This is a genomic window from Pseudolactococcus yaeyamensis, from assembly GCF_054658615.1.
In genome coordinates, this window is record NZ_BAAGGP010000019.1 from 1 (window position 1) to 21,066 (window position 21,066).

The window sequence follows — 21,066 nt, forward strand, 5'->3', positions numbered from 1 at the left end:
GTGATTCGCTTAACGATAGTGATTCACTCAAAGATAATGACTCACTCAACGATAATGATTCACTCAACGATAATGATTCACTCAACGATAATGATTCACTCAATGACAATGACTCACTCAATGAAAGCGATTCGCTTAACGATAGTGATTCACTCAAAGATAATGACTCACTCAACGATAATGATTCACTCAACGATAATGATTCGCTTAACGATAATGATTCACTCAATGAAAGTGATTCGCTCAACGATAATGATTCGCTCAAGGATAGAGACTCACTCAACGATAATGACTCACTTAACGATAATGACTCACTTAACGATAATGATTCACTCAAGGACAGTGATTCACTCAAGGACAGTGATTCACTCAATGAAAGTGATTCGCTTAACGATAATGATTCACTTAGTGAAAGTGATTCACTTAGTGAAAGTGATTCACTCAATGACAACGATTCACTCAAGGACAATGACTCGCTCAATGACAACGATTCGCTTAACGATAGTGACTCGCTCAGCGATAATGATTCACTTAGTGAAAGTGATTCGCTCAATGACAGTGACTCGCTTAACGATTTCGATTCACTTTCCGAAACACTAATTGAAAGAGACTCGCTTGCGGAAAGAGATTCGCTCAAGGACAAGGACTGACTCAATGAGAGAGACTCGCTCAGTGACAGTGACTCGCTCAATGATAGAGATTCACTCAACGACAACGATTCGCTCAACGATAGTGATTCACTCAAGGACAACGATTCGCTCAAGGACAATGATTCACTCAAGGACAATGATTCACTCAAGGACAATGATTCACTCAAGGACAACGATTCACTCAAGGACAACGATACGCTTAACGATAACGATTCACTCATAGATGTTGAACCAGTCGGACTGTAAACATAAAGCGTGACACTTTCAGCCGTCGTCGCATCTGTCACAGCAGTCTGCGTTGGTTGTGTCATCCCCGCTGCTAAAATCGGATCACCATCTGGAATATATTGGTAGCCCGTTGGGACATTTGTGAGTTTATAAAAATCACTCGTCCAATCAATCGTATTCCCAATATGAGCTGGCACGTTAGTCGTTCTCACCGCCTCACTACCAACAGTCGTTTTATCCGTTGCAACTGGCAACCCAGTCAAAGCATCAACATAAGTATAACTGATATTTGGATTCGCTTCACCATGCACATAGATGTTATAGGTATATGTCTCACCTTTCGTCGGCACAATCGCATAGTTTGCTTGACCGAACTTATCACCATTATCGGCAGTATTGGTACTATCGCCATCCGGTTGTCCGTCATCACCAGTTTTTGCCCCTGCATAAACTTGCTCATCAATCGCCCATTTATAACCTGCTGGCATCTTGTCAATGGCAAATTCTTTGGTCGCAAGCTTGAAACTCTGACCGACGAAGTTTGTGCCATCAGTCAACGGATAATCTGTTGTCCCTACTGTGTTACCATTTTGGTCAATATAGTTAATCTTGACTTCACCAACACCTGTACCGTCTATCCTAAATTCACGTGTTGTGTTGCCAAAGACGTTGGCATCTGTTCTATTAGAACCATCAATCCTACTACCATTTTCTCTTACTTCTAATGTTTTAAAAGTATTGGTAAAACTTGCTGAACTAGATGAAGTTTTAGCACCTGTCCAACCTTGGATAGTGGAATTTGTGAAGAATAATTTTCCACCCATACTATCAACAGTATAAAAGACTTTACCCTCTTTACTATTGCCATTAGGTGCTAAAATCTCAAAGGACAGACTCTTTGGCGAAATAAATCTAACCGTACCTCCCGTAGTTTGAATGGGAGAGTAGGAATTCGCCAACATCTGCTTGAAATTTAAAGTCGTGCCTGCATTAAAGACAACGGACTTACTATAGGCAAGCGTTAAAGAGTTACCATTGAGTATTTTGAGGATAGAGATGATATTCTTTTGACCAAAAGTCCAATTCCCAGTATTTTGAGTACTTTGAATGAAATAGCCAAAATTATTTTGTCGCCAAGTAACATCATCACCTGTCGTTACTTCATTATAATTACCATCTACTGACGAAGCCTCTGGTGCTTTGCCACTAGTACTAAACTGTTCTATATCTAAAGTGCTGCCATTCCCCATCCGTAGGCCACTAAATTTGCTGACACTGCCTGATGGTAAGGCTGCAAATCGAAACGCTGATGTGAAGACATCGGTCGCATTTCGTTTGAGCGTGACACTGGCGTTATTGGCAATTTCAACACTCCCAACACTTCTGACAATCCCACCTGCCATGTCAAAGGTATTATTACCAGAAAAGACAACTCTAGCACCAGTTCCATAGACACCGTGGATTGGGCCTTTAGTTGCCGAAGAAGCGTTACTTCTTGACAAACTCACATCATGTATATTGACCGTCAACTTCGTGCCAGTGCCACCAGATGTCGCAAGGAAGGATGAGGTATCCATTGTAGCAGTTCCCTCAATATCTTCTTTAAAGTTGATGTTATTGAAGGTAACACTAGTTTCTGATGTGATGGCATCTAATTTCAAGTTCGTACCACCTAAATCAACTGTATAACCACTCCCTTGAACGACAAGGGGAGCTGCACCATTTGGACGCGCAGCCGATTTTATCGATGCGGTTGGGATATCCGCCTCAACCTCAATATACGTGACATTGCCATCTTTCCAAGCATTTAAGAACTCAGCTTGAGTTTTAGGTCTGGCAATCGTGTTATTGGCAATGGCATCCGCTTTCAGTGTCGCGTCATTTGTCACTTCATCTGGTATTTTGACGGTAACAGATGTCGCTGAGTTATTGTTATCTGGATGATAGATAGCATCTTCAAAGTCAGTCCGTTTACTGTCTGGGTCAATTCCAACAGGATTAAGCGACCCAATCCTTGGCGATGCGAGCGCTCGAGTGGCTGGAATGGTCGCACTGGTTTCGTTTGCTGAAACGGTTTCATTTTCAGCTACTGTCGCCATGCCTGCGATGGCACCACCGCCACCAATCACGCTGACTGTAGACATCGCCGCATACAACCAACGTTTTTTACTTTTATACATCCGATAACGAACTTTAGGTTCTGAAGTTATCAGTTTTTTCTTATTCTTTTTGTTCAAATTCAAAATTTTCCTTTACATTTATGAATAATTAGCGATTTTCAACTATCCTATAAAGGGGGTGCTCTTGAGTCAAGTGATTGCGCCAGAAGTTCTAAGGTTGGTGACCAAACTTCTACCACTCCCACTATTATGATTTTTAATAACATATTAATTTATACCTTCTTTAAAATAAATATTTTTATATATAGCGTTTTCATATTGCAATTTTTTTGTAGTAAAATTTGAACAAAATAACCTAACGCCTAACGCCTAACGCCTAACGCCTAACGCCTAACGCCTTTATTATAACATTTTTAGTCGCCAATTTCAAATAAAATAACTATTATAGTCGAAATATATTTAAATAAAATAACAAAAACAACTAAATACTGTGTTTTTTTATTAATTTAAAATAGGCGATGACTTTGAGTGATAAAAAAAGACTTGCTCTTATTGTGGTTAAAACGACAAAATGCGCTTTGTTTCAAAAAAAATGAGGCTGGGACAAAAGTCTTCAAAAATGAATAGACTAAATGATACTAATTTTCGACTTTTCACAGGTTCTTGATTTTTTCAATGGTAGCAGCGCTTTTCTTGCTAATTTCGTATTGTTTTGACAAAAGAATACCAAATTCACACAAAATAAGCACTTTTCTTGCTAATTTCGTATTGTTTTGTCAAAAGAATACCAAATTCACACAAAAATAAGCTATGAACGTTTTCGATTAACACGGAAATCGTTCATAGCCTACTTTTTAGAGGACTTTTGTCCCAACCTCATTTTAGAGTCTTTTATTTAGTCTTGATTGCCTGCTATGCATTTGCAGGCTTTTCTTTTATAAAATTTTATACAGAAAAGAGAGCAGGACAACGACCGACATCATCACAGCAATCACGATTATGATGACTTTGCCGTGTCCAAATTCCTTTTTTTCAACATCAGTCACTTTAGCACTTTCATTTTCAAACATTTCTTCAATTAAGACATCCAATTGCGTTTGTTTATCAGACATATGACTTCCTCCTTTAAACACACATTAGTTTTCAACAACTGTCACTTTGCTAACAGCAATACCTTTTTCGATTAGGGCTTGCTTATCTTCAAGAGACATCTCAACCTCATGTATATAAGACACAGTATCATTTAAAATATGTAACAAAGTCCCTCTCACCTCACCTTTTTCGTCAAATGGTGATTGGATGAGGTGCAGAATATTGTGAGATTTTGTTTTGGCTAATGCTGTCATTTCCATGCCCATGTAAGAGACAGTCACCGTATCTTCTGGTGTCACTAGCTTTGAAACTTGCTCTGAGATGAACTGGTCTAAAGAAGTGTATTCTGTGATTAGCTCACCTGTCGTTTCATCATTTAAGGTCAGATATAGCAACTGTTCTTCATAAAAATAGTAACTGATAACAGGGATACGTTTTTCATTATAGAAATGAATTTCTTGTGGTTTATTATTGAAATAGAAAATTTCGCTGAACAATTGCCCGTCAATCGTATATTCTTCGACAAAGTCTTTCTCACCATTACTATGCAGATATTGAATATTCTTAACATAGCGTCTAGTATTTGGAAAGCGTTCCATGACTGCGATTTCATCCCCTTCATGGATGATTGAGATTGAAAAATCTGTATTCATAAAAATTTCAGAACGTGCAGGCACAGGCGCTTGATTGAAAAACATGAATCGTGTCAAGTCATAAGTGCGTTTGATAACATGATCAAAGACATTAATCCCTTCAACTCCCTCATCTTTTATGGTTTTGGCGAAGTCTTGACTCGGAAAAATAGTCAAAACTTGCCCTCCTTTTTCATTAATCCTTTGTTTTGCGCCTTTCCAAGCCTCTGTTCCTATGCCTATCATTGTTAATAATTCATAATTCATCTAACATTTTTCTCCATTTCTCAGCAATGATATGATCTTGAAACTGTTCAACTGATGCGATAGTAGCCGCCTTCAATTTAGGATAATCACTCTCTAATAGCTGAAGCATGCCTGAAACAAGTTGAACGGTATTGAATTTTTCATCGTCTCTAACAAAGTCTTTAATGTAGCCATTTACACCATCTTTAACCAATTCCATCGCACCAAACCGCGCCTTAAAGGTGACGATAGGAAGACCAGCATTTAGCGCTTCGATATAGGTTAAGCCAAATCCTTCAGAATAAGAAGCCGAAACAAAGACATCATATGTTTTGTAGACTGCTTCTAAGTTATTGGAATGACCTTTAAGCTGGATATAGTCGCCTGCCTCTAACTCCGTAATCTTTTCCCGTAATTTGCCATCTTCTCCTCCTTGACCATAGATATCAAAGATTATCTCAGGATAATCTTCGTGAAGCGTAGCGAAGGCTTGAATCATCAAATCAATATGTTTTTCACTCGCCAAACGTGAAGCTGTCATAAATCTCGTCGGTGCTTTTTTAAAGTCTGACATATCAATGACTTGCTCTTGTTTATCATCAATCCCCCCTACTGGAATGGTTACAATTTTTTCAGGTATATCCGGAAAATCTATTAGAAAGTCTTCACGTTGTAACTCAGTTGCCACAATCACTCTGTCAACTTCAGACATGTGTGTCAAGAGATATTCATAGTGATTATTCCATGCCGGTGCTGTCGCCTCTACTCGATCCGCCAAATGATCCGCATGAATAATTTCCACAAGGTGACAGTCTAAAAATCGATGCCCAAACAAGGCGACTTCTGACTCTTCACCTCTATCGATGATAAAAGTATTTTTTTCAGCAAAAATCCGATCTAAACATTCAAAGAAATAGCGTTGAAAAAGCACTTCATTTCTGAAAAATAAGTCTTCTCCTTCAAAATCATAGACGTGAATATTCTCAAGAAATCTTCCCCGCTTAGGATGCGTATAGTCATTAAACATGATTTTACGTTTGCCTGTTTCCGCATCAAAAATCTCAGTCTTATACTTCGCAACAAGCAGACTTTTGGTTTTAGGATTAGGCGATTTCTCAATATGTTCTCGAATCAGTAGACCAGTCGATGTCAGGGTTTCAACAATCCGATAGGTATTTGTTTTATCCTTGATGATTTTATCGACACGGTCATTTTTTTTGGCCATTCCTGTTTTGGCAACACCTTCTCCAAAGGTGAAAAATTCCCAAATATTGATGACTTGTTCTGGTCTAAGTTGCCATTGTGCCATCGCTTCTGAGAGCTCCTTGACAAGTGCTGTGAAAATATATCGGTAGGGGATGTTGACACTATCAAATAATTTAGCCCGATAAAACTGAGCATGCTCAACACCTGAATTGCCCACGCCCATTGCTTTGTTGATGAAAAAATTCACTTTTCTATTCCTTCTTATGTTTATATCAGCGGGAACTCCCGACAACATAAAGCCTTTCTTTCAGATTTATTTGAGACTTTAAGCCAGCTCTAAATCCAGCCAAAACCGTTTCTAAAGGTAGCCTAATTGATTGTTTGCTCAAAAGCGGCGGCGCTGATGATGTATTCTTTACCATTGACAGCGATGCGGTAATAGTTATAACCTGTTGTTGAGGTATAAACGGCAATGACATCAACTGTTTGACCAATTAAATCCATTGATGATGTCGTTGAAATAAAAGCTGCTTTCGTTTTTCCGTTTGCATCTACCAACTTTTCATCAATTGTGTACATATCATAGGACTTATTGATTATGGCAGTTGTTGCAACATCTTTTTTACTACTCAAAAAATTACCTGCAAAACCTATCTCGACAACTGGATTGTTCCCAGCATCCCCTGTTAAAAAGAAGGCTGCGGCATTGACGAGGTATTCTCTCTCCTCAACAACGATGCGATAATAGTTATTACCTTTTGTTGACGTATAAACGGCAATAATCTCAACAGGTTGACCGATTAAATTCATTGATGATGTTGTTGAAATAAAAACTGCCGTCGATTTGCCGTTTGCATCTACCAACTTTTCATCAATTGTGTACACTTATTGATTATGGCAGTTGTTGCAACATCTTTTTTACTATTTAAAAAATTATCTGTAAAATCTATCTTGACAACTGGATTGCTTCCAGCATCGCCTGTTAAAAAGAAGGCCACGGCATTGATGATGTAACCATCACCATTAATCTCAACCAGATAGTAATCATTTCCTTTCGTTGAGGTATAAACCGACTTTACAGGTACTGATTGACCCACAACATTTAGACGCTGTGTCGTGGTAGTCGAAATTTTCGTAGGAAATAAGCCATTATCATTAACTTTATAGGCATCATAATTTCTATTAATAATCGCTGTCGTAGAAACGACAGTTTTCGAGTTCAGATAGTTTCCTTTAAAATCAAATTCAGTGCCCGGTGCTGTATCGGATACTTTAATGGCATAATGACTAGTCTTAGCAGCATTGGTAACCACATAATACTCAGTGCCGTTTAAGGTTGTCACTTGAGTCGTTGAATCAAAAGTATTAGCAGCGGTTAGAGTATGGGCGGCAACAGATTGATTGGTTGACAAATTAATCGCTTGTATAGGGGCGGTTGCTGTTCTATCAAAACCTACTGTCTTGGTGAAGAAAGTAGCACCGATGACGGCATTATTGGCTTCGCCAAGTCTGGCACTTGCAATCACTTTCGAAGGAATATTGGCATAGCCAGAATTGTAGTAAATACTAGATAAGTTATTTAAGATATTTTTGACAGCAAGAATGTTAAAATCGGGGATAGTTGGTAAGATTCCCTGATTAAGCTCCGCCATACAAGCATTATAAGCATCTCTACTATTGGGGTCATCATTTGAAAACATGACCACACCATAATCATGTCCTAAGCCAAGCGCGTGTCCCATTTCGTGTCGAATACCAGATACCGCTGAAGCATAGGCGGAACTCCCCTCAACTAGACACGCATCGTCTAGATACATACGATCAAATGTCAAAATTTCCTTAAATTCACCAAACCCTCGCCAAGCAACAGCCCCGGGCTCAAAACCTACTACATTAGCATTCCCCGCAACAATTTCCAAATCAATCTTATCCACGGCTCTATCGCCAATATCTGCCTTTGCGCCAATTTCTTTGTAAGTCACAAAAACTTTTCTATCTAGCGCTTTGTTCCATGAGTCAGCAGCATCAATGATTAATTTCTGATATTTCTCATCAATCGTATCTGAATTATAAATGATTTGACCGTACTCATTAATGGTCATGACTCCGCTATAAAATGAACCACCTGAATCATATTGCTCAATCACTGGAACACTTGAAGTCGACACAATTTTTGCTTCAACACGAGTGGCGATACCTGTGATACCTAAAAGAAGCATTGCTGACAGTAAAAAACAATTTTTAATTTTCATATTTCCCTCTTATTCTTATCTTATATTTTCGTTGTTTCTCTGTTTAACATTTGACTGATGACTGAAACATATTTCCGCACCTCTCTTTCACTTTGCACTTCATCATCCCTTACTAGGGTCGTTGTCAACTGATTATCGGGCAATAAAGTCCTCAAAATACTAGGCAAAAGATGATAAAAGTTAGGAAGTTGCGCAAAATTGATCCCTTGCACTAGTGAAATTCCCCCGTCTGTTTTTTTTATCATCTGGATAAGCGCAACCGAAACCTCTAGAAAGCTTTTCTCTTCTTTCGTCACAAAAAATTGCAAAGTATCTGGATAAGCATCTGACAGCGATAAAATCGAAGTTTCTCTGACGAGGTAATGAATCGCGATTTCTAAAGCATCTTCTGTCTGAGACGACCTTTTCTGTTTTGATTTCAAAACAGAAAAGGCTTGATTTCGTGACATCTCATATCTGCTTTCTTCGTCACGTGAAACCTCCGTGATGAGCATAAAATAAAATATGAGACTGTCATGTTTTTTATTAATCAGATTAATCTCATAGTTGACAGCATCCGGTGGATAAGTGAAGCTGAAACGCAAATCATCAAAGTATTCCGTTCCAATTTCATGTTTGAATTTATCATAAAATGCTACAGTGACTTGAAAATGATTCGCATCATTTTCTTCAAGAAATAGTGACACACTGTAAGAGTTATTTCTGACCAAGAGTGGCAACATGGGGGAGGCACGACTCCGTGAATAAGCGTTAAATGAGTGCCAAGTTTTTATACTACCTCCAATAGGCATCAAGGGAGATGAAAAATGTGCACGCACATCATCTATACTGAGCACTGAACCATACCAGTAGCTGTCATTGTATCTGTTACTCCCCCATTTTATGATTGAAATATTACGCAAAATCTCTCCTTGTTAAGCTATTGAGATACTTACCTTAAAATCGTAATCAAGATACGATTCAAAGCAAACTCAGTTTTGAAGTCATCCATTATAAGGTTTATAGACTATTTTTCGACCAAATTGTTTAGATAGTATATTTCTATATTGCTTATCCACCCACGTTACTGTCCCACCAGTATTGTCATTATGCCGACCGACATAACCTTTATATATAATGCTTGCCTTCGGAGAATGCGTTCTTAAACTTTCTACAAGTCTCGAAAAGACATTATCATTATATTCATCATTCTTCATATAGCAGATAGCAAAAATCGTAGCATTAAAATCGGCATCCTCAAATTTATCCCAAAATTTTCTATCTAATTGTTTCGCCTGCTCCGCAATGCTATTGCCTGATTTATCTCCGAAATGTAGAAGCATATCAGCCGATGTTCCAAACTCATCATGCCCCCTTATCGGTTCAGCCATAGCACTACTACCAAGACTTGTTAGTAATTTCCCTAAAATGACAGCGGCAGGCTTTAAGTCAGCTGCATAATAGAGGGAGGCAAACGCCCCCATCGAAATACCTGATAAAATTAGCTCTTTGTTGGTAAAGCCTAACCATGCTAACTTATCTTTAATGAGCGCTACTACTTTTTCCTCTAGTACATTACTGCCAAGATATAAATTACCGCCTAACAGTCGAGGATCTGAAATCAGAAGAAAAGGTGACTCTTTTTTTCCCATCATACCTCTACCATCAAATCCCTCCTTTATTCTATGTGTGCTAAATAGAACTGATAAAGGAGGCTTTAAATCTCCCGGGTGGAAATAGTAAAGAATTTCTTCATGTCGAACTGTCGTGTCAATCAACTGCTTGCCGCCGGGGATTAGGATACTATTATCTGAAAGATGTTCTCTAAAATGAACTTGTCCAATCTCAATCTTCCCTTCTCCACCTTTGGCATAGAGAGCAATACCAACAGCTTGTGAGGTGTTTAAATGGTTATAAATCACTTTTTCTTGACTTCTAAACACTTGGGGAGAGCCCCGAAATATAGCCGTGATTGTCTCTGTATAGGGATCGTGTAAGAAGATTTTAATCTCAAGTTCAATATCACCTGAGCTAACCATGATTTCAGGATAAAAGACAAGAGAAGTCTTAGCAGCTATCGGTTTAAAATCACTTTTCCAAGAAAGAATTTGCTGCATCTCCTGTCCAAAATCTCCCGACATTTCCAAAGAAAAATTCCCTTTCTTGACAGAAGTCCCTTTGAAGCTTTCTCTGACTTGTAAGAACTTGGTATTTAATTTGTAGCCATTCGTTGAAATCGTATAATCCAAAAATCTATCCGCTATCTGTCGCAGACTAGTCGCATCTTCTAACGCAACAGGAATCGCAAATCTCTTGTCCAGAACCGTTCTTTGACCAGCATCAATCTGAGCATCAGTATCAAAAAACACTTGGTAAGCTGGTAGTTGCTCCAGTAGCCTTGGAAATCTTTGCAGAAGGACTGCATCTCGACCTAGAACATAGAGATTGCGGTTTTGTTTCGGATTAAATACCCCTCCTGTAAAAATCGCTAGCTGTTCATTATCTGCGATAAAGTCATAATTTCCCTGTAGCTTGACATAGTTAAATTTAGCTAATACATCCTGCGGTAAATCCAAGGCTTTGCCGCCAATTTGAATAATCGTATTTTTTCTCTTTTTTTTCGCCATACTATCTGATTACCTCCTGCCATTTCTCCATCATACGGTCTGGTTCATAGGCTTCAATAATATCTATCGCACAAACCAAAGCTTGATTCCAATTTTTCAAATGGTAAATAAAGTAGTCAATTGCTTCATTTACTTCCTTTTCTTTTTCGTCAGTCGTCAGAACAACGCCATTTTTCCCCTCAATGATAAAATCACTGGTATGTGTCGAGATGATTGGTACACCCGCACTCACAGCCTTGGTATGACGTAACATATGATACTGTGCTTCGAAGTCTATATAAAGTCTAGCTTTACCAAATATCTCCTCAACCTCGTACAAATTAAGTTGTGAGAGATAGCTTATTCTGCTATTCGCATCAACAGCGCCGACATAGTTGGCCCATGCGTCTGATTTTTGAATTTCTTTCACCGCATCAGACTGTTGCTTAAAGAGTTTGTCCTCTCTCTTAGCCATGATGTAGGTTTCAACAGCTTCATAGGTATCAGAATGCGTCTCAATTTCAAAATGCTGTTCGATTAGCCTTGTTTGCAGATTTGTCGCCTGACTTATACTCTCATGGCTATCCATCTCACAAATCAGAGAGAGTGTCTCATCTTTGATGACTTTTTCCAGAATTGAACGCATGATTTTTTCCTCTGCCTTAAAGGATGGCAGTTTCAAGTAAATCGTCTTTAGCGGCACCGAATCACTGGCACCTAGATTAAGCTTAGGGAGAAAGATAGGCATATAGCTAATCCCACTCTGATCATCAGCCAAAGTGCCATGGACTTTCGTATCAGTCACTAGCCTTGCTTCTTCTCCCATATCTGCAACTGAGTCATCAGTCATAATCCGAATGATTTGCCCAGCATGAGATAACTCTTTTGTTTTTTGGCGTACTTCTGGGTCAGTTGTCGTGATAATGGATAGTCGTGATGCTGGATTTGCAGCCGCTGCTTCGCCTATCAGCTGCTTCACGACATCATTTATAGCTTCATCTAGTGAGCCGTATTGTCTTTTTTTCAGATAAGGGTGATGCGCTCTTCCTACAAAAACCTTGCCCCCAATCAGCGTTAGCGTGTGGTCACCTAATTCATTAAAATACTCTATTGTATAGACATCTTCATAGACACCTTCTTCTTCATCTTCCTTCTCTTCACCGTGGTATCTCGCAGAAACAAAGCCTCTATCGTCATAAATATCTTCAGTGAATGCGCCATTATCTTTTAGATGTCTAACGCTAGAAATAAAGCCATAGTCATTATAAGACACTCTGCCAATAACTTTATCATCCTTCACTAAGAGTGTTCTGTCTGACAAATAAATTTTATCAATCTCCTTAGGAATAGCTAAATCTTCAACTCCTAGAGGAAAACCAACCGTCGTTTTAATGTTTTGACAAATATCAAATACACTAATGACAGATGTCAAACCACTGCCACTCTCATTTAATTTATAACGTAAAAAAGGGATATAGTTTAGTAACACGACTTGATTATCAAAAGCTTCTTCAGAAAAGAAATTTGATAAAGTATAGATTTTATCTTCTTCTAAGACACTCTTTTCATGCCAATTTGATATTAAATATAACAAGGATATCTCCATTTTCTATCAGAACTTCAAAATACTTTGTAATGACTTTTAGCAAGCATAAATTTCACTTCTTCGTGTAAGGCGACTAGCATAGTCACAACCATGTAAATACTAGCAAAATAAAACGCTAAATTGGTCACACCGGGAATTTTTAAGCCAATCAACATTGGAATGATTGATATGAGTAGCATGAACACATTGTTCACAACAATCATCCCATTCAGTTTTTTCTTGATGTATTTTTCTGTTTCTTCACCCGGTATCACCTCTAAGATATAATCTCCCGAATTTCTTAAAGATTTTGCGATATCGTGGGCTCTGACATTGACGTAACTGAAACCATAGCCCAGTAGGCAAAGAATCAAACCATAGATGAGAACACCGGGCAGTGTCGTATAGGAAAACATATCAATTACGATATAGATGAAAGTCGTCCTTTGGAAGATAGGAACTTGCACCAAAAGCATGGGGAGAGAAAATAGCGTAATCCCGAACATAAACGGGAGAGCACCTGCTGATAAGACTTTTATCGGGATATACGAGTTTTCAAAAATAACATCCATCGCCGTTCGTTGAACTTTGATTCTATATTCTCCTTTGTAGAGAAATACCAAGAGATAGATGAATATGACTGTCAAGATGACAAGCATGATGAGCACACGAGAATTTGTAAATAACTCACGCCCTGCTCCCACCTGCCCAGAAACTAACATGGTCGGGATATTAGTCAACAACCCCGGTAAAATGAGAACCATCTGTTTTCCCACGCCCATTTTCTTATTCATTTCTGCAAGAAAAGTCACAATCATAGCACCTGACACAAGAATCAGAACAAAAGCTAAGTTCACCTCATTTCTTGAGAACTTGGGAAAGTCGCCATAAAAAATCCCCTCTTCAAAATGCAAAACAGCAATGAAGCCTTGAAAGACACTGAACACGAGCGTTACTAGCCTTTGGATGATACCAACTTGTTTTTCAGATAGACTATTGATAACATCAATATCCAGCATTGAAATCGTATTCCAAAGAATAAGCATCGTCATATAAGGACCAAGTCCTAGTGAGAAAAGTGCTAATTTTGTACCGTTACCGGCAGAAATACTGGCAAAAATCTTCATAACCCCTAAAGCGTTTTCGCTGATTGAAGTAGTCGAGGGGAGCTGAAATTTTCCGCCAATTTGTACAACCATGACAATTAAAACCGTCCATAGACACCTTTTAATAACGTTATAATTTTCTTTCATTTTATGTTCTATTATCCTTCTGTATAGGCTATCGAAGTGAATGACTGTCAAAACCTGACAAGTCGACTCGTTTTAGGTCATCAGAGGGTCAGAAAAACTGGTTTGATTGATCAGCGTAGCCCATCACGCCGAAATCAAGGAAATTCAATATCTGCTGAACCATCCGGATTTACAAACACTTCTGATAACAATAAATTCCGTGTTATCTCTAACCAAAGTCTATCAATACTTTCTGTAAAATACCTATTGGCCTCTTTTTGAAATTCATAGAGTGGCTGATGTTGCCCCCAATTCCTATTCTGTACAACTGATTTTAGCTGATTAAGACCATCCGACAAATCTATCCAGATAGTATCCACTGATTTTAAAATAATCACGCGCTTATAATAGTCCAGCTGAATTGGATCAGATAGCTGGTTTTCTAACCTTTTGACACATTGAGAAATTTTATCAGCAAGTAAGTCACCAACTACTTTTCGATTGGAGGACTGTTTGTTTTCTAGCTCTCCTCTATCATAAGAAAAGTCTATATTATTCAAGATAAATTCTGAAATACGGTGTTGGTTCAGATTTTGTTTTCGAGTAACAAAAAGACTTATCATTTGCTTAAAGCTTTTCTCAATAATGTCATCAAAATAATCTGTTTCTGCTTCTAGCACCCTGTTTCTTGTCGCATAAAAACGTTCTCGAATTAAACTCATGATATCATCATAATCCAAGGTGCTTCTGCGTATTTCAACATCTGAATTCTTTTTATTTTTTTGAGATTTTTGAACTAATCTTAGATATTTCCTTTTTCCTAATTCGCCATTTACCGACTCATCATGGGTGTGTTTCGTTTTCTGCTTAACACTGCCTTGATTTTTTTTCGCCCATCTCGGTGCATTTTCTATCACTAACCTATCTTCTAAAGAGGCAAAAAAGTAACTTTCGCCCGGCTCTCCTTGTCGTCCAGCCCGTCCTCTGATTTGGTTATCAACCCGTTCACTTGACATGTTTTCTGTGCCGATTACGAGTAAACCACCATTCTTTTGACTAAAATCATCTAATTTGATATCTGTACCACGTCCAGCTAAAGCTGTCGCAACAGTTATTGCCCCTCTTTTTCCAGCCTCTGCAATGACCTGTTGCTCAGTAGATGTTGTCGAAGCATTTAAGACACTATGGGGCAAGCGCTTTCTTAATAACAGCATTGAGTAGAGAAGTGACTTAGAGACAGAACCCGTTGCGATTAACACCGGTCGCTCGATTTCTACTGCACGTTCAACTAATGCTAATGTTTCAAGGAGTTTCGTTTTTTCAGTTGTATACACTTGCTCCTTATGATCCACTCTGATAAGTGGTCGATGCGTTGGAAGAGAAATGACCTCAATACCATACGTATCTTTTAATTCTTGTGCATCTGTTATAGCAGTCCCAGTCATGCCTGAGAGTAACTTAAATTTCCTAAAAAGATTTTGATAGGTGATAGAGCCCATTGATTTGGTTTCGTTTGTAATTTTAACTTTTTCTTTAGCTTCGATAGCTTGATGCTGACCACCTTGCAACTTATTGCCTTGAAGTTTTCTGCCAGTTGTCTCATCTAGGAGAATGATTTTGTCTTCTTCTATAATATAATCTTTGTTGCTTTTTAAAATATAGTTAGCTCTTAAGCTCAACATCAAATGTCTGTAAAGATCTTTATGCGCTTCACTGAGCAGGCTATTGACATCAAAATACTGCTCTGCACGTGTTATGCCTGCTTCTAAAAACCAAATACTTCTGGTCTCTTCACTGATATCATAATCCTCTTCAAAAATTAAACTTTTGATAAAGGTATCAACCATTTTGTAGAGATTAGACTGTGTCATGGGTGCCCCTGAAACAATCAAAGGCGTCGTTGCCACATCCAAAAGAATTGAATCCAACTCGTCAATGATAACGAAGTTAAAGCCTTGCAGATATTGCTTCTCTTTTTCTACGGCTAAATTATCGAAAAGATAATCGAAACCAAGCGAACTATGTGTCGTATAGACGATGTTGGAACGATAAACAGTTTCCTTATCTATCTCCTGATCGTATTCATTTTTCTTGACACCTACCGCTACTGATAGCCCCAACCAGCGATAGACCTTACCCACTTCCGCTGCATCACGACAAGCCAAGTATTCATTTGCCGTCACAAGGAAGTTGCCCTCCCCTGCCAGCCCTCTAAGATACATGGGCATGGTTGCTGTTAAAGTCTTGCCCTCTCCCGTTTTCATTTCGGCAACATTGCCAAAAAAGAGCATCACTGCACCTAAAATCTGAACATCATAGGGTTCTAGGCCTAGCACGCGTCTATCTGCTTCAATCACAACACAATAAGCTTCTGGTAGGAGTTTTTCTAACTCCTCTCCGTTTTCAAGGCGTTTCTTGAAAATTTCAGTCTGCATTTGAAGTACTTCATCAGACATTTCTCGATAACTAGGCAGAAGTTTTTTAATCTTTCGCGTCAGTCTGTCGTATTTTTTATAATTTCCTATTTTCCTAACCTTCACTTTTTTAACTCCCTATCACATATTTTGTTTTATGAGCCTCTTATCTATCACAAGAAAAGATACTTAATATATGGAAAAATCAAATTCATTATAACACTTTTTTCGTTATTTAACAAGTGAATGGTCCGTTAGTTCACGGCCGTTTCATAAATTCAATTTAAAATGTATTTTTCCGAATATTTTAAAAAAATATCAAATTTTCCAAAGGAATAGCATCTAAGAATAGTTATTATTTGAATATTCGAACAATACACTCAGTAATATTGTCCTTTTTTTGAATATTTTTATGAAAATAACTTGCAAAATATACTAATTAAAAATTTAAATCACTGATTTTTGCGTATTTTTCAGAAAAATTAAAATCACGAAACGACCGTGCCGTTAGTTTCATATAATTTGTCGTTCAATTTTATGTTTTCCTATTTATTATATTTAACAAAACACTTTATTAGTGACACATACGGAAAATTCAGTTATTTCTGGATATCTAAAGCTACACTTATAAAACAAAATAACAATAAAAAAGCATCCTGGAAAAATCAGAATACTTTTTTATTTTTAAATACTATCCCCATTCCAAATAGAATTTTTAACGATGACATAATCGACTTTCGTCAAGCTTTCGAGATCACGACCGCCGGCATAAGAAATCGAGCTTTGTAGGTCTTGCTGCATCTCAGTCAAAGTATCTTGAAGGGCACCTTTATGTGGCACGAGGATTTTCTTGCCTTCGACATTTTTCTTTTCACCTTTTTGGTACTCAGAGGCTGAACCAAAATATTCTTTGTAGAGTTCACCATCTTTGGTGATGGTTTGCCCCGGACTTTCTTCGTGGCCGGCAAATAATGAGCCAATCATGACAAGACTTGCGCCAAAACGAATTGATTTGGCGATGTCACCGTGAGTCCGAATGCCACCGTCCGCGATAATCGGTTTACGCGCAGCTTTAGCACACCAACGTAGGGCTGCTAGTTGCCATCCGCCTGTCCCAAAACCAGTTTTAACTTTGGTAATGCATACTTTCCCCGGTCCAATGCCAACCTTTGTGGCATCTGCTCCAGCATTTTCAAGCTCACGAACGGCTTCAGGTGTGCCGACATTGCCTGCAATGACAAAGGTTTCTGGAATCACTGCTTTGATATGGCGAATCATGCGAATGACACTGTCTGAATGTCCGTGTGCGATGTCGATTGTGATAAATTCTGGCACGGCATTTTCAGCTTTTAAGGCATCAATAAAGGCATATTCATAGTCTTTAACCCCGACTGAAATCGAGGCAATCAAGTCTTGTGCCTGCATTTTTTTCACGAAAGGAATGCGGGCTGCTTCATCAAAACGGTGCATGACATAGAAATAGCCATTTTTTGCCAGATATTCAGCGACATCTTCATCGATAATCGTCTGCATATTAGCCGGAACGACTGGGATTTTAAAAGTGTGCTGCCCTAGTTGGACTGATGTATCAGCTTCGCTTCGGCTGTTGATGATACATTTGTTAGGGATAAGTTGGATGTCTTCATAGTCGAAAACAGGTAAATTGTTCATAGTATAGTCTCCAAATAGTAGTCTACTGCCTTGATTTTTCATCAATTCAATAGTTTATTTGCAGATACCGACCAAGTTTAGCAGATTATCTGCTAAACTTCGCTATTGTGACAGAAGGTACTCGGGGTATCATCAAGACACGAAGACTTTTTGACACGCCCGAATATATTTCTCTGCTCGTCACAACTTCCATTACCCATTATAAAACACTTTGAATCTGTCTTTCAAAGTCTTTGTGTCTTTTGAGAAATATTTTGCTTTAATGTTCGGTTTTTATAGCATTGGCCCGATGAGTCTGGCAATGCCTTCTTTAAATCTAATGAAAAGTGAGCGTTGTTCATAGCGTTCTAAAGTCAGTCGTTGACTCACTTTCAAATCATCGAAGAAATCATTTCTGAGTCGTTGTGAAAAGTCACGGTCGTAGATGATCATATTGCCTTCAAAATCTAGGCTAAAGCTACGATAGTCAAAGTTAGCAGATCCTACAGAGGCAAAGTTGCCGTCAATAATAATCGTTTTCGCGTGCACAAAACCATTTTCATAAGTATAAACTTCTGCACCGTAATGCACAAGACTTGCGCTATAATAATAGGTCGCCCAATAAACAAAGGGGTGGTCGGGTTTGTTTGGAATCAATAATTTAACTTTGACGCCACTTAATAGGGCAAGTTTGAGCGCCTCATGGATGGCATCATCTGGGATATAGTAAGGTGTTTGAATGATGATTTCATCTTCAGCGCCATTAATCATCTTCAGATAGGCCATCTTGATCTGCTCACGCTTGGTGTCTGGCCCACTTGACACAAACTGGGCAGTGATCTGACCCGAGGCAGCAGTTTCAGGAAAATAGGGAACTGATGCCATAATTTCGTGTTGATGCTGACTATTCCAGTCCATGATAAAACGATTTTGCAAAGAATAGACGACATCGCCTGTCATGCGTAAATGGTTATCACGCCAGTAACCAAATTTTTTAGTGATACTGACATATTCATCTCCGACATTAAAGCCACCAGTATAGCCGATTTTGCCATCAATAACGACAATTTTACGGTGCAGGCGATAATTAGTCCGCGGATTAATCATCGGCAAAATCAGTGGGAAGAAATAAACGACTTCGCCACCTACAGCTGTCAATGCTTTAAAATGCCGCATTTTCGTGCCGTTTGATCCCCAAGCATCAATCAGCACCCGAACTTCTACGCCACGCTTTCTCGCTACGATGAGGGCTTGTAGCAACTCCTTGCCTAAGTTATCCATTCGGAAAATATAGTATTCGACATGGACATGATGTTGGGCTTTTTCAATATCAGCAATCAGGGCATTAAATTTTTCTCTGCCATCAGTAAAAAGCTGTACATCCGTATTCATGGAGACGATTGATTCTTCTGAAATAAATAACATGTGCAGGAGTTGACCAATGACATAATTATCTGTTATTTTAGTTAAAAAACGGTCTTTCGTATAAGCTGCTTTCGCCTGCTTAATTTCTCGTTCAAAGCCATGTCTCGGTTGCGACTTCAACTCAAAAATCCGAAAGCTAGAAATGCCTCGACCGATTAAAATATATAAAATGAAACCAAAAATGGGCAATAAATTCACGACAAACAGCCAAGACCAAGTCGATGCTGTGCTTTTTCTTTCCCGAAAAATGATGATTAGGGAGAGAATGAGGTTGGTAAAGAACATCATTGTACTAAAATGTGTACTGATGTTTGGAAAAATCATATCTAAAATAGCATTCATAGTCTTATTTTAACATAATATCTGATAAAAACGGACTTGAGAGTTATTTCATCTCATTTTAAAAAGGCATATAAGGTACTAATATCATAGAGATGATGGTTGCAATCGTCTGAATCTAGGCAAATATAATTCCCTTTTTTCGTATAAGTCCCATCTCCGCCAGATTTAGTCGTTGCTAGAAATAGGCTGACTGTCGTCATTTCTTGACAAATGGCACATAAGCCTTTGATAGGCTTGCTACCAAATTCACCGAAAGTACCTTGAAGCTTATCATTTTCATCGTAAAATAGGATGAATTTTCGTCCCTGACTCGGATCGTGCCATGCGACATAGGTCTTTTCTCGTAGGTCTAAACTCGCCCAGTTGGGGAGGTGGATTTTTTTAACCTTGCGAAAAGCCTTTTCTACCGCTTTATTTGAAGGTGTTTTGAAAGGTTTAACTAATGGTTTCAAATACGCTTGAAAATAAGCCTGAGCCTTTAATTTGGTTAGTTTTTCATTTAAGATAGCATTTGAAAATGCTAGAAAAGCGTCAAATTTTTCGGGTAAAATCGTATCAATTTTTGTCATCGTTTGTGCTTGGACTGCTGCAACCGTTTCTGTATCATTGACACTTTGATAAACGTTAATTAAATCGTCAACCACCTTAGCTAAACTAAGATATTGGTGTGGTAACACGGCTCATGCCTCCTGAATTCTAAATCATCGGTTTATGATACAAGTATAGTATAATAGCTTTATGATGACAACACAAGACGGGCTCAGAAAGCCGACAAGTTTAGAGACGATTTTTTATTTCACCCTCTCACTCTTTATTAATGCGACAGGCAACGGCCTAACAGTCGCAGCCAACATGGGCTCTAGTATGTGGACCGCATCCGCTGCCAACATCGCAATGGATTTTAATGTCTCGATTTCTTGGGTACTCATCTTTTATGGTGCCATCCAAATTCTGATTAACATCGCCCTAATCCGTCGGTTTGACTGGCCAAGTATTTTCGGCAATATTATATTCATCAGCTTTTTCGCACCGTTTGTCGGTCTCTTTAAACAATTTTTCCTAAGTCTCGGGATTTCAAACTTGTCGCTAATAGCTATCATTGCACTAGATATCCTTGGTATCGTGATGATTGGCATTGCCATCTCCATCTATCAACGCCTAAACTTAATTCTTCACCCCATTGACGAAATGACAAACATCCTCAGATTCCAGTATTTTAACGGCAACGCAAACCTCGCACAGTGGGTCAACTTCTCAGTGCCAGCACTCCTGATTATCATCTTAGGACTCATTTATCACCAAGTTGTCGCAGTCAACATCGGTACAGCCTTTGCGCTCCTGTTTCAAGGCACCCTAATTAACTATTCTGACCGCTTTATTTTTCCTAGATTAAAACACAGATTGTGA

15 protein-coding genes are annotated in these 21,066 nt (G+C 38.6%); 1 reads left to right on the forward strand and 14 read right to left on the reverse strand.

From position 1 onward, the window contains the following. From ACYQ21_RS05340 to ACYQ21_RS05405, 14 genes are all read right to left on the reverse strand, one after another. A partial coding sequence (locus ACYQ21_RS05340; RefSeq protein ID WP_460056073.1) for a pectate lyase-like adhesive domain-containing protein occupies window positions 1–3,115 on the reverse strand: 3,115 nt, incomplete at its 3' end. A gap of 818 nt (window positions 3,116–3,933) precedes the next feature. Then, complete coding sequence (locus ACYQ21_RS05345) at window positions 3,934–4,110, reverse strand: hypothetical protein (RefSeq protein ID WP_460056075.1); 177 nt, start codon at window positions 4,108–4,110, stop codon at window positions 3,934–3,936. Between the two features lie 24 nt (window positions 4,111–4,134). Then, complete coding sequence (locus ACYQ21_RS05350) at window positions 4,135–4,989, reverse strand: hypothetical protein (RefSeq protein ID WP_460056076.1); 855 nt, start codon at window positions 4,987–4,989, stop codon at window positions 4,135–4,137. After that, the gene (locus tag ACYQ21_RS05355) at window positions 4,979–6,421 is read right to left on the reverse strand and encodes a glycosyltransferase (RefSeq protein WP_460056079.1); all 1,443 of its coding nucleotides are present in this window, start codon (window positions 6,419–6,421) and stop codon (window positions 4,979–4,981) included. Before ACYQ21_RS05355 ends, ACYQ21_RS05350 begins: the two co-directional genes overlap by 11 nt. Window positions 6,422–6,543: 122 nt before the next feature. After that, on the reverse strand, window positions 6,544–7,059 hold the full coding sequence (locus tag ACYQ21_RS05360; RefSeq protein ID WP_460056081.1) for a GW dipeptide domain-containing protein: 516 nt from the start codon (window positions 7,057–7,059) through the stop codon (window positions 6,544–6,546). Further along, complete coding sequence (locus tag ACYQ21_RS05365) at window positions 7,032–8,426, reverse strand: zinc metalloprotease (protein ID WP_460056084.1); 1,395 nt, start codon at window positions 8,424–8,426, stop codon at window positions 7,032–7,034. Before ACYQ21_RS05365 ends, ACYQ21_RS05360 begins: the two co-directional genes overlap by 28 nt. A gap of 20 nt (window positions 8,427–8,446) precedes the next feature. After that, window positions 8,447–9,328 (reverse strand): accessory Sec system protein Asp3, encoded by an 882-nt coding sequence (asp3, locus tag ACYQ21_RS05370; protein ID WP_460056087.1) that lies wholly within the window; start codon window positions 9,326–9,328, stop codon window positions 8,447–8,449. Window positions 9,329–9,409: 81 nt separating this feature from the next. Further along, on the reverse strand, window positions 9,410–11,032 hold the full coding sequence (gene asp2 / locus ACYQ21_RS05375; protein WP_460056089.1) for an accessory Sec system protein Asp2: 1,623 nt from the start codon (window positions 11,030–11,032) through the stop codon (window positions 9,410–9,412). A gap of 1 nt (window position 11,033) precedes the next feature. Beyond that, window positions 11,034–12,605 carry an accessory Sec system protein Asp1 gene (gene asp1, locus ACYQ21_RS05380; RefSeq protein WP_460056091.1) on the reverse strand — a complete coding sequence of 524 codons (1,572 nt, stop codon included), beginning with the start codon at window positions 12,603–12,605 and terminating at the stop codon, window positions 11,034–11,036. A 26-nt stretch (window positions 12,606–12,631) separates the two neighbouring features. After that, window positions 12,632–13,849 (reverse strand): accessory Sec system protein translocase subunit SecY2, encoded by a 1,218-nt coding sequence (locus ACYQ21_RS05385; protein ID WP_460056094.1) that lies wholly within the window; start codon window positions 13,847–13,849, stop codon window positions 12,632–12,634. Between the two features lie 134 nt (window positions 13,850–13,983). Further along, on the reverse strand, window positions 13,984–16,368 hold the full coding sequence (gene secA, locus ACYQ21_RS05390) for a preprotein translocase subunit SecA (protein ID WP_460056097.1): 2,385 nt from the start codon (window positions 16,366–16,368) through the stop codon (window positions 13,984–13,986). A gap of 558 nt (window positions 16,369–16,926) precedes the next feature. After that, the gene (gene guaC / locus ACYQ21_RS05395) at window positions 16,927–17,913 is read right to left on the reverse strand and encodes a GMP reductase (protein ID WP_460056099.1); all 987 of its coding nucleotides are present in this window, start codon (window positions 17,911–17,913) and stop codon (window positions 16,927–16,929) included. A 273-nt stretch (window positions 17,914–18,186) separates the two neighbouring features. Further along, entirely contained in the window at window positions 18,187–19,659 is a 1,473-nt protein-coding gene (gene cls / locus ACYQ21_RS05400; protein ID WP_460056101.1) for a cardiolipin synthase, read from the reverse strand. 53 nt (window positions 19,660–19,712) lie between these two features. Continuing rightward, window positions 19,713–20,336 (reverse strand): FusB/FusC family EF-G-binding protein, encoded by a 624-nt coding sequence (locus ACYQ21_RS05405; protein WP_460056103.1) that lies wholly within the window; start codon window positions 20,334–20,336, stop codon window positions 19,713–19,715. 64 nt (window positions 20,337–20,400) lie between these two features. Here ACYQ21_RS05405 and ACYQ21_RS05410 point away from each other — a divergent pair, with 64 nt between their 5' ends. Further along, window positions 20,401–21,066: a hypothetical protein gene (locus ACYQ21_RS05410; RefSeq protein WP_460056106.1), complete on the forward strand. Its 666-nt coding sequence runs from the start codon at window positions 20,401–20,403 to the stop codon at window positions 21,064–21,066.

Bases quoted from the DNA above. Each gene is read 5' to 3' on its own strand.
- ACYQ21_RS05345 (WP_460056075.1), bottom strand. From the start codon at position 4,110: ATGTCTGATAAACAAACGCAATTGGATGTCTTAATTGAAGAAATGTTT.
- ACYQ21_RS05350 (WP_460056076.1), bottom strand. From the start codon at position 4,989: ATGAATTATGAATTATTAACAATGATAGGCATAGGAACAGAGGCTTGG.
- ACYQ21_RS05365 (WP_460056084.1), bottom strand. From the start codon at position 8,426: ATGAAAATTAAAAATTGTTTTTTACTGTCAGCAATGCTTCTTTTAGGT.
- asp2 (WP_460056089.1), bottom strand. From the start codon at position 11,032: ATGGCGAAAAAAAAGAGAAAAAATACGATTATTCAAATTGGCGGCAAA.
- ACYQ21_RS05385 (WP_460056094.1), bottom strand. From the start codon at position 13,849: ATGAAAGAAAATTATAACGTTATTAAAAGGTGTCTATGGACGGTTTTA.
- guaC (WP_460056099.1), bottom strand. From the start codon at position 17,913: ATGAACAATTTACCTGTTTTCGACTATGAAGACATCCAACTTATCCCT.
- cls (WP_460056101.1), bottom strand. From the start codon at position 19,659: ATGAATGCTATTTTAGATATGATTTTTCCAAACATCAGTACACATTTT.
- ACYQ21_RS05410 (WP_460056106.1), top strand. From the start codon at position 20,401: ATGACAACACAAGACGGGCTCAGAAAGCCGACAAGTTTAGAGACGATT.